The 14,151-nt window shown below is 72.6% G+C and carries 10 protein-coding genes; 9 read left to right on the forward strand and 1 reads right to left on the reverse strand.

Features of this window, described 5'->3' with window-relative positions; translation table 11 throughout:
* The first annotated feature begins 219 nt into the window (after positions 1–219).
* From ACH4DX_RS26185 to ACH4DX_RS26220, 8 genes are all read left to right on the forward strand, one after another.
* Positions 220–1,185: a TerC family protein gene (locus ACH4DX_RS26185; RefSeq protein ID WP_398156953.1), complete on the forward strand. Its 966-nt coding sequence runs from the start codon at positions 220–222 to the stop codon at positions 1,183–1,185.
* Positions 1,186–1,585: 400 nt separating this feature from the next.
* Positions 1,586–2,335: a GntR family transcriptional regulator gene (locus ACH4DX_RS26190; protein ID WP_398116088.1), complete on the forward strand. Its 750-nt coding sequence runs from the start codon at positions 1,586–1,588 to the stop codon at positions 2,333–2,335.
* Between the two features lie 314 nt (positions 2,336–2,649).
* Complete coding sequence (locus ACH4DX_RS26195; RefSeq protein ID WP_398156954.1) at positions 2,650–3,663, forward strand: sugar ABC transporter substrate-binding protein; 1,014 nt, start codon at positions 2,650–2,652, stop codon at positions 3,661–3,663.
* Positions 3,660–4,718, forward strand: a complete 1,059-nt coding sequence (locus ACH4DX_RS26200) for an ABC transporter permease (protein ID WP_398115198.1) — start codon at positions 3,660–3,662, stop codon at positions 4,716–4,718. Before ACH4DX_RS26195 ends, ACH4DX_RS26200 begins: the two co-directional genes overlap by 4 nt.
* On the forward strand, positions 4,715–5,557 hold the full coding sequence (locus ACH4DX_RS26205; RefSeq protein ID WP_398156955.1) for an ATP-binding cassette domain-containing protein: 843 nt from the start codon (positions 4,715–4,717) through the stop codon (positions 5,555–5,557). Before ACH4DX_RS26200 ends, ACH4DX_RS26205 begins: the two co-directional genes overlap by 4 nt.
* Before the next feature lie 632 nt (positions 5,558–6,189).
* Positions 6,190–7,347: an ROK family glucokinase gene (locus ACH4DX_RS26210; protein WP_398115195.1), complete on the forward strand. Its 1,158-nt coding sequence runs from the start codon at positions 6,190–6,192 to the stop codon at positions 7,345–7,347.
* Positions 7,348–7,959: a sugar kinase gene (locus tag ACH4DX_RS26215; RefSeq protein WP_398115193.1), complete on the forward strand. Its 612-nt coding sequence runs from the start codon at positions 7,348–7,350 to the stop codon at positions 7,957–7,959. It abuts the gene before it with no gap.
* A gap of 354 nt (positions 7,960–8,313) precedes the next feature.
* Positions 8,314–9,687 carry a sulfite oxidase gene (locus ACH4DX_RS26220; RefSeq protein WP_398156956.1) on the forward strand — a complete coding sequence of 458 codons (1,374 nt, stop codon included), beginning with the start codon at positions 8,314–8,316 and terminating at the stop codon, positions 9,685–9,687.
* Between the two features lie 101 nt (positions 9,688–9,788).
* Here the strand turns inward: ACH4DX_RS26220 and ACH4DX_RS26225 are convergent, their stop codons facing one another.
* A complete protein-coding gene (locus tag ACH4DX_RS26225; protein WP_398156957.1) occupies positions 9,789–10,817 on the reverse strand; it encodes an ornithine cyclodeaminase family protein in 1,029 nt (342 codons plus the stop codon).
* 160 nt (positions 10,818–10,977) lie between these two features.
* Between ACH4DX_RS26225 and ACH4DX_RS26230 the strand changes: the two genes are divergently transcribed.
* Positions 10,978–14,115: a BTAD domain-containing putative transcriptional regulator gene (locus ACH4DX_RS26230; protein WP_398157004.1), complete on the forward strand. Its 3,138-nt coding sequence runs from the start codon at positions 10,978–10,980 to the stop codon at positions 14,113–14,115.
* Positions 14,116–14,151 lie beyond the last annotated feature (36 nt).

The raw sequence follows: 14,151 nt of genomic DNA on the forward strand, positions 1-14,151 counted from the left end.
ACGGATCGCCAAGAAGTGACCAGTCAACCGACCGGGGCCGTGGCCCTGTCCCCCGTTTGCCCATCCATCCCTCGTCAGAGCGGTGCGATTACCTCTCACGGGTGAACCGTCCCCGGGCGTTTCCGCGCCGCGCTCCACATGCCGCCGGGGGCGGGATGCCGGACACTTTCGGTATGGGTGTCGGCGTGGGCCGCGCGGACCTCGGTGCGGGTGTGCGGCGTGCTTGAGGTCCCGCTCTGGCTGTGGATGGCGTTCGCCGCGACGGTGGTCGTGTCGCTGGCGGTGGATCTGCTGGCCCACCGCACCGCGCATGTCATCGGCTTCAAGGAGGCGGCCGCGTGGAGCGGCCTGTGGGTGGGCCTCGCCCTGCTCTTCGGCGGCGTCGTCTTCCTCGTACTCGGCACCACGGCCGGTACCGAGTACACGACGGCCTGGCTGCTGGAGAAGAGCCTGTCGGTCGACAACCTCTTCGTCTTCGCCGTGATCTTCGCCTACTTCAAGGTGCCCCGCGCCTACCAGCACCGCGTGCTGTTCTTCGGCGTCATCGGCGCGCTCGTCCTCCGCGGGATCTTCCTCTCCCTCGGCGTGGCCGTGGTGAGCCGCTTCACCGCGGTGCTCTTCGTCTTCGCGGCGGTGCTCTTCTACAGCACCTACAAGCTCCTCAAGGACGAGGAGGCGGACTTCGACCCGGGCCGGAGCTTCGCCGTGCGGTTGCTGCGCAGGGTCGTCCCGGTGCGGGACGAGTACGCCGGGGCGAGGTTCTTCGTCAAGGAGGCCGGCAAGAGGGTGGCGACGCCGCTGCTCGCGGTGGTCGCGGCCATCGAGGCCGCCGACCTGGTGTTCGCCGTCGACAGCGTCCCCGCCGTCCTCGCGGTCAGCGACGACGCCTTCGTCGTCTACACCAGCAACGCGTTCGCGATCCTCGGTCTGCGGGCCCTGTACTTCATGCTCGCCGGGCTCCTGGACCGCTTCCGCCACCTGAGCAAGGGCCTGGCGATCATCCTCGCCTTCATCGGCGTGAAGCTCGTGCTTCAGGCGTCCCACAAGATGATCAGCCCGAGCGTCCCGGAGATCCCCACACCGGTCAGCCTCGGAGTCATCGTCGTCGTCCTGGCGGCTTCCGTGCTGCTCAGTCTCAGAAGACCCCCCGGACCCCCCGCCGGTTCCTCGGACCGGGACGCGTGACCCCGCCGCCCACTCGTGTGCACGGCGGCGAGGGGCGGAGCACTTTCCAGAACGGCCATACGGGCATATCGTAAATAAATGGTCAAAAGAACGCGTAAACCCGAAGCGTATGTCTGTCCGGCCTGCAAGCAGTCCGTGCCGGTCGCGGTCCACCGCCACAAGTCCCTCGGCGTGGTCGTTCCCGTGTGGGGGCCGGGCGCGTGCCAGAACCGGGACTGCTCCGACTTCCGGCTCGACCCGAGGGGCAAGCACTCCCCGGACCCGGCGGGGGAAGCGCAGGCGGGCCCGCGGCGCTCGAGCTTGTCCTGACAACAGAACTTCCGAACTTCCCGTCATCATCTCCCCCGACTACGCTCGCCCCGTGACCGAACCAGCAGCGGCCAAGGCCGCCAAACCGGCCGTGGACCCCACGGTGGCCCTGCACCTCGGTGTCGACCGCAGCAGTCCGGTCCCGCTGTACTTCCAGCTCGCTCAGCAACTGGAGGCGGCGATCGAGCGCGGCGCGCTGACGCCGGGCAGCCTCCTCGGCAACGAGATCGAACTGGCGGGGCGGCTCGGTCTCTCCCGGCCCACCGTGCGGCAGGCCATCCAGTCGCTCGTCGACAAGGGCCTCCTGGTGCGCCGCCGCGGCGTCGGCACCCAGGTCGTGCACAGCCAGGTCAAGCGGCCCCTGGAGCTGAGCAGCCTCTATGACGACCTGGAGGCGGCCGGGCAGCGGCCGCAGACGCGGGTGCTCCGCAACGTCGTCGAGCCCGCGTCCGCCGAGACCGCGGCGGCGCTCGGCGTCACCGAGGGCAGCGACGTCCATCTGGTGGAGCGGCTCAGGCTCGCGCACGGCGAACCGATGGCCCACCTGCGCAACCGCATCCCGGCCGGACTCCTCCCGCTCGACACCGAGCGCCTCGAGGCCACCGGCCTCTACCGCCTGATGCGGGCCGCGGGCATCACCCTGCACAGCGCGCGCCAGTCCGTGGGCGCCCGCGCCGCCGGGGCCGAGGAGGCCCGGCTGCTCACCGAGGCCGAGGGCGCGCCGCTGCTCACCATGCGGCGCACGACCTTCGACGACACCGGGCGCGCCGTCGAGTTCGGTTCGCACGTCTACCGCGCGTCGCGGTACTCCTTCGAGTTCCAGCTCCTCGTACGGTCGTGAGGGTGCCGGGACGTCCCGAGGGACGCGTACGGCCGTAAGAATGTTATGACAAAGCCATTGACGTTGCCGCGCTCCCGCCGTTAGAACTCACCAAGCCGCAAACGGCGGCCGAAGCCCGGGTTACGGGCCTGCGGCGGGCATGTGTGCCGCCCGCGGCACCCGATGACCGCACCGGTGAGGTGTGTGACCGATACTTGGGCGGCCGGGCCCGGGCTACGGACCCGGCCGCACCGAGAGAGCACGGCGGACACAGCGAGCACGGCGGACACCGGTGAGCACGGCAGACACGGCGAAGCGAAGAAGGGCACGGGGACGTGGCAAGGGTTGGTACTGGAGTACGCGCGGTGGGTGCCGTCCTCGCGGCGGTGCTCGGAGCGTCCCTCGTGGGATGCAGCAGCACCGGAGGCAAGCGGGCCGAGGACGCGCGCAAGGCGTCGCAGGCCCGGGGCAAGGCGGCGGTGAGCACGCCCCGCTGGACCTTCGCGATGATCACGCACTCGGGTGACGGCGACACGTTCTGGGACATCGTCCAGAACGGCGCCAAGGAGGCGGCGCGCAAGGACAACATCAACTTCTTGTACTCCCACCACGACGAGGCGCAGCAGCAGGCGCAGCTCGTCGACGCCGCCGTGGACAAGAAGGTCGACGGCATCATCGTCACGCTGGCCAAGCCCGACGCCATGAAGGCCGCCGTCGCGCGGGCCCGCAAGGCCGGGATCCCGGTGGTGACCGTGAACTCGGGCTCGGCGGAGTCCAAGAGGTTCGGTGCCCTGACCCACATCGGCCAGGACGAGACGATCGCGGGCGAGGCCGTCGGCGACGAGCTGAACGAGCGCGGCAGGAAGAAGGCCCTGTGCGTCCTGCACGAGCAGGGCAACGTGGGCCACGAGCAGCGCTGCGACGGCGCCAGGAAGACGTTCAAGGGCGACATGAAGAACCTGTACGTCGAGGGCACCAACATGCCCGACGTGCAGTCCTCCATCGAGGCCAAGCTCCAGTCGGACCAGGACATCGACGCGGTCCTCACCCTCGGCGCGCCGTTCGCCGACACGGCGGTGAAGGCCAAGGAGGGCGCGGGCAGCAAGGCGGAGATCGACACCTTCGACCTGAACGAGAAGGTCGCGGGGGGCCTGAAGTCCGGCAAGCTCGGCTTCGCCGTCGACCAGCAGCCCTACCTCCAGGGCTACGAGGCCGTGGACCTGCTGTGGCTGTACCGCTACAACGCCGACGTCCTCGGCGGCGGCAGGCCCGTCCTCACCGGACCGCAGATCATCACCAAGGACCAGGCTGCCGAGCTGGAGGACTACGCGAAGCGAGGAACCCGATGAGCACCACCGCCCCCGCCCCCGCACCGGGGAAGCCGGCGGCCGACGAACGGCTCCTGAAGACCTCGCCCCTGAAGAAGTTCCTCGGCAGGCCCGAGCTGGGCTCGGTCGTGGGCGCCGTGGCCGTGTTCCTGTTCTTCGCGGTCGTCGCCGACAGCTTCCTGCGCACCGCGAGCCTCGCCACGGTCCTGTACGCGGCCTCCACCATCGGCATCATGGCGGTGCCGGTGGCGCTGCTCATGATCGGCGGCGAGTTCGACCTGTCGGCGGGCGTGATGGTCACGACGTCCGCGCTGATCTCGTCGATGTTCAGCTACCAGATGACCGCCAACATCTGGGTCGGCGTCGGCGTGTCCCTGCTCGCCACCCTCGCCATCGGCGTCTTCAACGGCGTCATGCTGATCCGCACCGACCCGCCCAGCTTCATCATCACGCTCGGCACCTTCCTGATGCTCACGGGCATGAACCTGGGCTTCACCAAGCTGATCAGCGGCACCGTCTCCACGAAGTCGATCTCCGACATGGAGGGCTTCTCGTCCGCGAAGGACGTGTTCGCCTCGACGATCACCGTCGGCGGCGTCGACTTCAAGATCACCATCGTGTGGTGGCTCGCGATGATCGCGGTCGCCACCTGGATCCTGCTGCGCACCCGCGCGGGCAACTGGATCTTCGCGGTCGGCGGCGGCGAGCAGGCGGCCCGCGCGGTCGGCGTCCCGGTCGGCCGGACCAAGATCGGCCTGTACATGGGTGTCGCCTTCGGCGCCTGGGTCTCCGGCCAGCACCTGCTCTTCAACTACGACGTCGTGCAGTCCGGCGAGGGCGTCGGCAACGAGCTGATCTACATCATCGCGGCCGTCATCGGCGGCTGTCTGATCACCGGCGGCTACGGCTCGGCGGTCGGTGCCGCGGTGGGCGCCCTGATCTTCGGCATGACCAGCAAGGGCATCGTGTACGCCGAGTGGAACCCGGACTGGTTCAAGTTCTTCCTGGGGGCGATGCTGCTCCTCGCGACCCTGCTCAACGCGTGGGTCCGCAAGCGTGCGGAGGCGACGAAATGACGACCGAGGCCGCCCCCGGGGCCACGAAGGACCCCGCCGACCGCACGCCGCTGGTCGAGCTCGACGACGTCAGCAAGTACTACGGCAACATCCGGGCGCTCGAAGGGGTCTCCCTGGAGGTGCACGCGGGCGAGATCTCGTGCGTCCTCGGTGACAACGGGGCGGGCAAGTCCACGCTGATCAAGATCATCGCGGGGTTGCACCGGCACGACGCGGGGACCTTCCGCGTCGAGGGCGAGGAGACCCGGCTCGCCAGCCCCCGCGAGGCCCTCGACCGCGGGATCGCCACCGTCTACCAGGACCTCGCCGTCGTCCCCCTGATGCCGGTCTGGCGGAACTTCTTCCTCGGCTCCGAGCCGACGAAGGGGGTCGGTCCCCTCAAGCGCCTGGACGTCGAGGCCATGCGCGGGATCACGCACGCCGAGCTGCTCCGCATGGGCATCGACCTCCGCGACGTCGACCAGCCCATCGGTACGCTGTCCGGCGGTGAGCGCCAGTGCGTGGCGATCGCCCGTGCCGTGTACTTCGGCGCGAAGGTCCTCGTCCTCGACGAGCCGACGGCGGCCCTCGGCGTGAAGCAGTCCGGCGTCGTCCTCAAGTACGTCGCCGCCGCGCGGGACGCCGGGCTCGGCGTGGTCCTCATCACCCACAACCCGCACCACGCGTACCTGGTCGGCGATCGCTTCGTGCTCCTCAAACGAGGCGCGATGTCCGGCTCCCATACGCGAGCCGAGATCACCCTCGACGAGTTGACCCGCCAGATGGCGGGGGGTTCCGAACTCGATGACCTCCGCCACGAACTCGAACGGACTCCGGAGCCCGGCCCGGCTTCGCCGTAACCCCCCTGCGGGGGGGGCGCCTCCTAAGGGGCGCGGGGAACGGCGCGCTCAGCCCGGGAAGTGCCGCAGTCGCGTCTGCCGAGTACCCCGCAGACGCGTCTGCGGGTTGTTCGTGGCTGGCCGCGCAGTTCCTCGCGCCCCTAGTGGGGGCGCCCCGTAGGGGGCGCGGGGAACGGCGCGCTCAGCCCAGGGAGTGCCGCAGTCGCGTCTGCCGAGTACCTCGCAGACGCGTCTGCGGCTTTTTGGTGGCTGGCCGCGCAGTTCCCCGCGCCCCTGGTGGGGGCGCCCCGTAGGGGGCGCGGGGAACGGCGCGCTCAGCCCGGGAAGTGCCGCGGTCGCGTCTGCCGAGTACCTCGCAGACGCGTCTGCGGGTTGTTCGTGGCTGGCCGCGCAGTTCCTCGCGCCCCTAGTGGGGGCGCCCGGTAGGGGGCGCGGGGAACGGCGCGCTCAGCCCAAGGAATGCGCAGTCGCGTCTGCCGAGTGCCCCGCAGACGCGTCTGCGGCTTGTTCGTGGCTGGCCGCGCCGTTCCTCGCGCCCCTGGCGGGGGCCGAGCGCACCCCCCGCCGGGGGGCGCGGGGCGGCGAGGTCCCCGTTGTGCGCGCCCCCGCGAGCGTGAGGCAGAATCGGCGCGATGAGCACCTACCGCGACCTCACGCACCGCGGCTCCGCCCGAGCCACCGTTCTGCGGACCGTGGGCACGCGTGAGCGCCGTTCGCATCTGACGGCGCCGCGCGTCCCCACCGTCGGCATCGACATCGGCGGCACGAAGGTGATGGCGGGCGTCGTCGACGCCGACGGCAACATCCTGGAGACGCTGCGCACGGAGACGCCGGACAAGTCCAAGAGCCCCAAGGTCGTCGAGGACACCATCGTCGAACTGGTCCTCGACCTGTCCGACCGGCACGACGTGCACGCCGTGGGCATCGGCGCCGCGGGCTGGGTCGACGCCGACCGCAACCGCGTCCTGTTCGCCCCGCACCTGTCGTGGCGCAACGAACCCCTCCGGGACCGGATCTCCGGACGCCTCGCCGTACCCGTCATGGTGGACAACGACGCGAACACCGCCGCCTGGGCGGAGTGGCGCTTCGGCGCGGGCCGCGGCGAGGACCACCTCGTCATGATCACGCTCGGTACCGGCATCGGCGGCGCGATCCTGGAGGACGGCCAGGTCAAGCGGGGCAAGTTCGGCGTCGCGGGCGAGTTCGGCCATATGCAGGTCGTCCCCGGCGGCCACCGCTGCCCGTGCGGCAACCGCGGCTGCTGGGAGCAGTACAGCTCCGGCAACGCCCTGGTCCGCGAGGCCCGCGAGCTGGCGGCCGCCGACTCCCCGGTGGCGTACGGCATCGTCGAGCGGGTCAAGGGCAACATCCCCGACATCACGGGCCCGCTCATCACCGAGCTGGCCCGCGAGGGCGACGCCATGTGCGTCGAGCTGCTCCAGGACATCGGCCAGTGGCTCGGCGTCGGCATCGCCAACCTCGCCGCCGCCCTCGACCCGTCCTGCTTCGTCATCGGCGGCGGCGTGAGCGCCGCCGACGACCTGCTCATCGGCCCGGCCAGGGACGCCTTCCGCCGCCACCTCACCGGGCGCGGCTACCGCCCCGAGGCCCGCATCGCCCGCGCCCAGCTCGGCCCCGAGGCGGGCATGGTGGGCGCCGCCGACCTGGCCCGCCTGGTCGCCCGCCGCTTCCGCCGCGCCAACCGCCGCCGCGTGGAGCGCTACGAACGCTACGAACGCTACGCCGAGGCCCGCCGCTCCAACGACCGCACCGCCCAGGGATCCCAGTAGATGACCGTGCCCCGCCAGCCCTCGTCCCCGGACCTGCCCGGCAGGACCGGCCCCGGTGACGGGGAGCGGCAGCGTCCCCCCGAGGGCCGCCGCCACATGATCCGCCGCCGCTGGCTCACGGCGACGACCATCGTGCTGCTCATCGGCGTACCCGCCGGATACCTGCTGATCTCCGCGAACCAGAGCCGCAACAGCGGCCGCGACAAGGAGAAGAAGTACTCCGCGACCGGCCTCACCGCCGGCTGGCCCTCCAAGGTGCAGCGCCGCCTCTTCGACGTGCCGGTCCCGCCGTACTCCGAAGAGGTCGCCTACTACGAGACGAACAACTGGCGCACCAGCCGTCTCTACGTCCAGTTCCTCACCAGCAACGAGGGCCTGGACAAGTTCCTGAAGCAGACCGGCACCGGCAAGGGCACCGGCGCCCTGAAGGCGGACGACATCACCATCAGCAAGCGCGACCGCAACGTCGTCGGCTGGGAGTTCACCGGACCTGGGCCCTGGCTCGGCCTCTCCCACGAGATGAAGAACCCGACACCCACCCAGGACATCGTGGTCAACCGCTCCGACCCGCATCACCCGATGGTGTACGTGGTGTCGACCACGACGCCGTAGCGGAGCGCGCGGCGCGTGGCAGTTCGGCCGAGGCCGTGGCGGGTTCCGCCGCGGCCTCGTAGCATGTCGCCATGATCCTCAGCCGTCGCAGCCCCGTCACCGGTGCCCTCCAGGCCCGCGCGCTGCCGTCGCACGGCTGTTGTTGATCCTCCAGGCTCTCGTTCCCGTAGCTCCCCGTAGCTCGACGTAGCTCCCCGTGGCTCGCCACAGCTCCCGGTAGGTCCTCGTGGCCGACCGCGGTCGCGCGGGCTTCTCGCGGCTCCGGGCTCCCGCGCGTGCCGGTCGTCCTGTCGGCGGCACGCGGCACTTCGCGTACCCACCAGACCGGCGCGTCCTCCGCGGAAGGCTGACCCGATGACCCTCAGCACCCCCAGCACCCCGACGTCCACGGCGGACTCGGCCTACGCGGCCCAGCCGCTCGACGAAGCCGCGTACGACCGCCGCCGGTTGCGGCAGTGGCTCGCGGGCGAGGCCCGTGCCGCGGGTGTGGCCCGCCGTGACGTCCTGCGCCTCGCGGGCGCCGCGGGCCTCGCCGCGACCGTCCCCGCCCTCGGCGGAGGCCTCCCGGGTGCCCACGCCGGCACGGCCCCCGGCGCTGCTCCGGGGACCGCCCCGGGAGGCACTCAGGGCATCGCCCCGAGGATCGCCCCGGGCATCGTCAAACCGCTTCCCGACGACGTGTTCACCGTACGCGGCACCAACGCCGAGACCCGCTTCGAGGCGCTCGCGGCGACCGGCCGCCTGACCCCCGCCTCGCACTTCTTCGTCCGCAACCACACCACGACGCCCCGCATCGACGCCGGCACCTGGCGCCTGACGGTCTGGGGCGACGGACTCACCGGCGGCGCACACGAGTTCACCCTCGCCGACCTCAAGCGCCTGCCGTCCGCCTCGCGCACGGCGTTCGTGGAGTGCGCGGGCAACGGCCGCGGTCTCTTCACCACCCAGCAGGGTCAGCAGGCGTCCGGCACGGCCTGGACGCTCGGCGCGGTCGGCCAGGCGCACTGGCGCGGCGTTCGCCTGGCCGACGTACTGCGCCGGGCGGGCCTCGCGCGCCACGCGGTGGACGTCATGCCCCGCGGCCTCGACGACGGCTACGTCACCGCGGACGGCACCGACCTCGGCCGCGTGCGCCGCCCGCTGCCGCTCGCCAAGGCCCTGGACGACGTACTCCTCGCGTACGAGATGAACGGCGAGCCGCTGCCACCCGACCACGGGCACCCCGTGCGCGTCGTCGTGCCGTCCTGGATCGGCGTCGCCTCCGTGAAGTGGGTCGGCGACATCGAGGTGTCGGCGACGCCCCTCTACTCGCCCTGGAACACCGACTTCTACCGCCTCTTCGGCCCCGGCCACCCGCCGCAGGGCTCCGCCCCCCTCACCCGCCAGACCCTCAAGTCCGCCTTCGAACTGCCGTGGCACGCGCGCTTCGAGGCCGGGACCCGGCACCGCCTGACCGGCCGCTCCTGGTCGGGCGGCGGCGCCGTCGACCACGTCGAGATCAGCACCGACAACGGCGGCACCTGGCGCCGCGCCCGCCTGCACGACGCGCCGCGGCGCGGCAGCTGGGTCCGCTGGTCCGCCGACTGGCACCCCCGCACCCCCGGCCCCGGTGTGCTGCTCGCCCGCACCACGGACACCACCGGCCGCACCCAGCCCGCCACGACGGCGTTCAACACCCAGGGCTACCTGTTCGACGCGGTGGTGCGGCATCCGGTGACGGTGGAGTGAACCGCATGAAGCGCGTGCAGGCCACGAGCACATATAGCGTACGAAGGTCACGAGCGCATGCGTGTAGCGCCTCGCGGAAAGGGCCGGGCGGGTGCGGCGCGTCAGCCGACCGGGGCGCGCCACCTCTCGTACGCGGCCACCGCCACCGCCAGGTCCTCCCAGGCCATGCCCGCCGACTTGAACAGGCGCGGCCGCCCCGCCTCCACGCGCACCTCGCCGCGGGCCAGTTCCCGCAGGGTGCGAAGGCGTCCGAGGTCGAACCGCGCGGTGGCGACCGACTGCACGATGTCACCGCACTCGCGCATGGCGACGGACCGGGACTCGGCGACCACCGTGGCGCGCCCGACGAGGCGTTCGTCGACCTCGCGCGCGTCGGGCTCGTGCGAGCCGACCGCCGCGACCGTGGCGTGCGGGGCGAGCAGCGCGCTGTCGAACAGCGGCTCGCGCGCGGTGGTGCAGCAGCACACGACGTCGGCGTGTGCGACGTCCCGCGGCGTGGCGGCGGCCGCGGCGAGCCCCGCCGCCCGGCAGCGCTCCACGAACGCGGCCACCCGGCCCCGGTCGCGCCCCACCACGTCCACGTGCGCGAGGCCGGGGCGCACCGCCCGCACGGCCGCCACGTGCCCCCACGCCTGCGGCCCGGTCCCGAACACGAGCAGCCGCGCGGCGTCCGGCACGGCGAGGCGGCGGATCGCGGCACCGGACACCGCGGGCGTGCGCAGGGAGGTCAGGGCGGTGCCGTCGAGAAGGGCGAGCGGCTGATGGGTGCCGCCGTCGAGCAGGAAGTACAGGCCCTGGACACGGGGGAGCCCCCGGGCCGGGTTGCCGGGCGTCACGGACGCCACCTTCACCCCCGCGTACGAGGCGGTCGACGACGGCATCAGCAACAGCTGACCCCCCGTCACCCCCACGGCGGACCGCGCCGGTTCGGCCTCGGGGTCGATGCCGCCCCGCACCAGCGCGCCGTCGACGGCGTCGACCGCGGCGCCCATGGGGACGAGCAGGGCGAGGGCGTCGGCGTCGAGTTGGGGGAGGGGGTGGTCGGAGACCTGGGAAGCGCCGGTGACCTGGGAAGAGGGGGCAGGGGCGGCGTCGGTGGCGGCTTCGGTGGCGTCGTGGTCGGGGATCATCCGGTCATCCTGACCTGACGGGCCGTGAGCAAACCTGGGTTCGGGACCGCACCTGGGCTCCCGACCGCACCTGTGCCCCCGCCACACCGGCGCCGCGGTCGGCACTTGCGGCACGGTCCCGCCCCCGAACCCGTACGGCAAGATGAGCCACGTGCGATTCATGTTGCTCGGCCCGCTCGAGGCCCGGACCGGCGATGGGGCGGTGCTCGAAGTGCCGGGCGCCCGGCTGCGCGCGCTGTTGTGCGCGCTCGCTCTCGAACCAGGACGGATCGTCACCCGGCCGCGGCTTGTCGAGTTCATCTGGGGGGAGCAGCCGCCCACGGACGAGGTGAACGCCGTGCAGGCGCTGGTGTCCAGGCTGCGCAGGGTGCTGCCGGAGGGGTCCGTCGAGGCGGAGTCCGGCGGGTACCGGCTCGCCGTGCCACCCGACGCCGTCGACGTGAGCCGGTTCGAGGAACTGGTCGGCCGGGCCCGAGCCACCGACGACGTGACGCGCAGGGCGGAGCTGCTGCGCTCCGCCCTGGAACTGTGGCGCGGCAAGGCCATGGAGGACGTCGCCCTGTACGGCAGCGCGACGTTCGACGCCGTGGTCGCCCGCCTCGACGAGCTGTACCTCGCCGCCCTCGGCGACCGGGTGGACGCGGAGATCCGCCTCGGCAAGGGCCCGGAGCTGGTCTCCGAGCTGACCGGGCTCGTGGCCGCGTACCCGTTGCGGGAAGGACTCGTCGCCGCGTCGATGCGCGCGCTCGCGGAGTCGGGGCGCGGCGCCGAGGCCCTGATCGTGTACCAGCAGTTGCGCGAGCAGCTCGCCGAAGCCGTGGGCGTCGAACCGTCGGCCGAGCTGTCCGCGCTGCACACCGCGCTGCTGCGCGGGGACCTCGGTGGCCGTACGGAGCACCACCGCACCAACCTGCGCGCCGGACTGACCAGTTTCGTCGGCAAGGACGACGACGTCGCCGCGGTCTCCGGCCTCGTCGCCGAGCACCGCCTCGTCACCCTGACGGGACCCGGCGGCTCGGGCAAGACCCGGCTCGCCACGGAGACCGCGCGGGTGCTGCTCGGCACCCTTCCCGACGGCGCCTGGCTGGTCGAGCTTGCCTCGGTGCGGGCGGGCGGGGAGCTGGCGCAGGTCGTGCTCACCGCGATCGGCCTGCGCGACCAGGCGCTGCTCGGCACCACCACCGCGGGGGACCCCGTCGACCGGCTGATCGCCGCCGTCCGCGACCGCGCCCAGCTCCTCGTCCTCGACAACTGCGAGCACATGATCGACGCCGCCGCGGAGTTCGCGGACCGGCTGCTCGGCGCGTGCCACCGGCTGCGGATCCTCGCCACCAGCCGGGAGCCGCTCGGCATCACCGGGGAGGCGCTGTGGCAGGTGGAGCCGCTCGCGCTGCCCGCCGCGAGCGCGGCACCGGCCGAGGCCGCCGCCTCGCCCGCGGTGCGGCTGCTGCGGGACCGGGCGGGCGCGGTGCGCAAGGACTTCACCGCCGACGAGCAGACCCTGGCCGCCATGGCGCGAATCTGCCGGGCGCTCGACGGGATACCGCTGGCCATCGAACTCGCGGCGGCGCGGCTGCGCACGATGTCCGTCGAGCAGCTGGCCCACCGGCTCGACGACCGCTTCCGGCTGCTGAGCGGCGGCAGCCGCACCGCGCTTCCCCGGCACCGGACGCTGCGCGCGGTCGTGGACTGGAGCTGGGACCTGCTCACCGAGGCCGAGCGCGGTGTGCTGCGGCGGCTCTCGGTGTTCTCCGGCGGGGCGACGCTGGAGGCGGCCGAGCGGGTGTGCGCGGACGGGACGCCGGACGGGGAGCACGTCCTCGACGTACTGACCGCGCTGATCGAGAAGTCCCTGCTGTTCGCCGACGACTCGGTCGTGCCGCGCTACCGGATGCTGGACACCATCAGGGAGTACGCGGCGCAGCGGCTCACCGAGGCCGGCGAGCACGAGCGGACCCGCCGCGCGCACGTCGCCTGCTTCACCGAGCTGGGCGAGAGAGCCGAACCCCACCTGCGCCGGGCCGAGCAACTGGAGTGGCTCGCCACGCTCCAGGCCGAGCACGACAACATCAACGCAGCCCTGCGCGGCGCCATCGCCGAGGGCCGGGCCCACGAGGCGATGCGGCTCGTCGTGGCCTTCGGCTGGTACTGGATGCTGAGCGGACGCAAGGCCGAAGGCACCGAACTGAGCGTCCGGGCGGCCTCCCTGGAGGGTGAGGTGCCCGACGAGGTGCGGGCCATGACGTACACCGTGGTGACGACGTTCCTGACCTCCGGGGTGCAGGGCGACCAGTACCGTGCACAGGAGTGGATCCACGAGGCGTACCGGTACGCCAACGGCAGCACGGGGAGCCACCCGCTGCTCCGCTTCGTCGTACCGCTGGAGCGCATGGTGCGGGAGCCCATCGAGTTCCTGCCCGCGTTCGAGCCGCTGCTCACCGACGACGACGCGTGGGTGCGCGCCATGGCCCGGCTCACCCGCGGCCGCCTCGGGCTCACCATCGGCCGCGGTGAGCCGGAGTCCGTCGCGGACATCGAGGTGGGTCTGGCCGAGTTCCGCGCGCTCGGTGACCGGTGGGGGATGTCCCTCGCGTTGCAGTCCCTCGCCGACTGCCTCGCCCTGCGCGGCGAGCTCGTCCGCGCGTGCGAGCTCCACGACCAGGCGATCACGGTGCTGGCCGAGCTGGGCGCGATCGAGGACGTGCTCGGGCTGCGGGCGCGGCAGGCGCAGCTCCTCTGGCTGCTCGGGGACGCGGAGGGCAGCGGCAGCGCCCTGGCCGAGGCGCAGCGCTGCGCGGACCGCGTCGCCTGGCCGGACGCGCTCGCCGAGCTGCACATCGCGAAGGCGCAGCTGGCCCGCTGGCGCGACGAGCGGGACGAGGCGCACGCGCAGCTGACCGCGGTGCGGGCCCTGCGCCGCGACACCGGGACGAGCGGCTACCTCCACATCACGGTCGAGGATCTGTACGGCTACCTCGCCGAGGACGTCGAGGAGTCCCGCACGCACCGGGTCGAGGCCTTCCGCGCTGCCGTGGCGGCGGGGCACCTGCCGGTGATCGCGCACACGCTGATCGGACTCGCCGACCTCGCGCAGCGCCAGGGGCAGGACGAGCAGGCCGTGCGGTTGCTCGCGGCCGGCGAGAGCGTGCGCGGCGTACCCGACCGCTCGCAGCCGGACGCCGCCCGGATCACGGAACAGGCGCGCGGGCGCCTCGGCGAAGGGGTGTTCGCCGAGGCGGTGCGCGCCGGGCGCGAGGGCGACTGGCAGGAGCTGGCCGAGGTTACGCTCGCGCGGTGAGCCGTGCTCACCGTCCGGCTTGCTTCCGGAAGGGAG

Origin of the sequence: Streptomyces sp. NPDC017940 (assembly GCF_044328435.1) — a bacterium.
In the GTDB taxonomy this organism is placed as follows: Bacteria; Actinomycetota; Actinomycetes; order Streptomycetales; family Streptomycetaceae; genus Streptomyces.

Coding starts and splice junctions, on each gene's coding strand:
- ACH4DX_RS26200 (WP_398115198.1), top strand. CDS start 3,660: ATGAGCACCACCGCCCCCGCCCCCGCACCGGGGAAGCCGGCGGCCGAC.
- ACH4DX_RS26205 (WP_398156955.1), top strand. CDS start 4,715: ATGACGACCGAGGCCGCCCCCGGGGCCACGAAGGACCCCGCCGACCGC.
- ACH4DX_RS26210 (WP_398115195.1), top strand. CDS start 6,190: ATGAGCACCTACCGCGACCTCACGCACCGCGGCTCCGCCCGAGCCACC.
- ACH4DX_RS26215 (WP_398115193.1), top strand. CDS start 7,348: ATGACCGTGCCCCGCCAGCCCTCGTCCCCGGACCTGCCCGGCAGGACC.
- ACH4DX_RS26220 (WP_398156956.1), top strand. CDS start 8,314: ATGACCCTCAGCACCCCCAGCACCCCGACGTCCACGGCGGACTCGGCC.
- ACH4DX_RS26225 (WP_398156957.1), bottom strand. CDS start 10,817: ATGATCCCCGACCACGACGCCACCGAAGCCGCCACCGACGCCGCCCCT.
- ACH4DX_RS26230 (WP_398157004.1), top strand. CDS start 10,978: ATGTTGCTCGGCCCGCTCGAGGCCCGGACCGGCGATGGGGCGGTGCTC.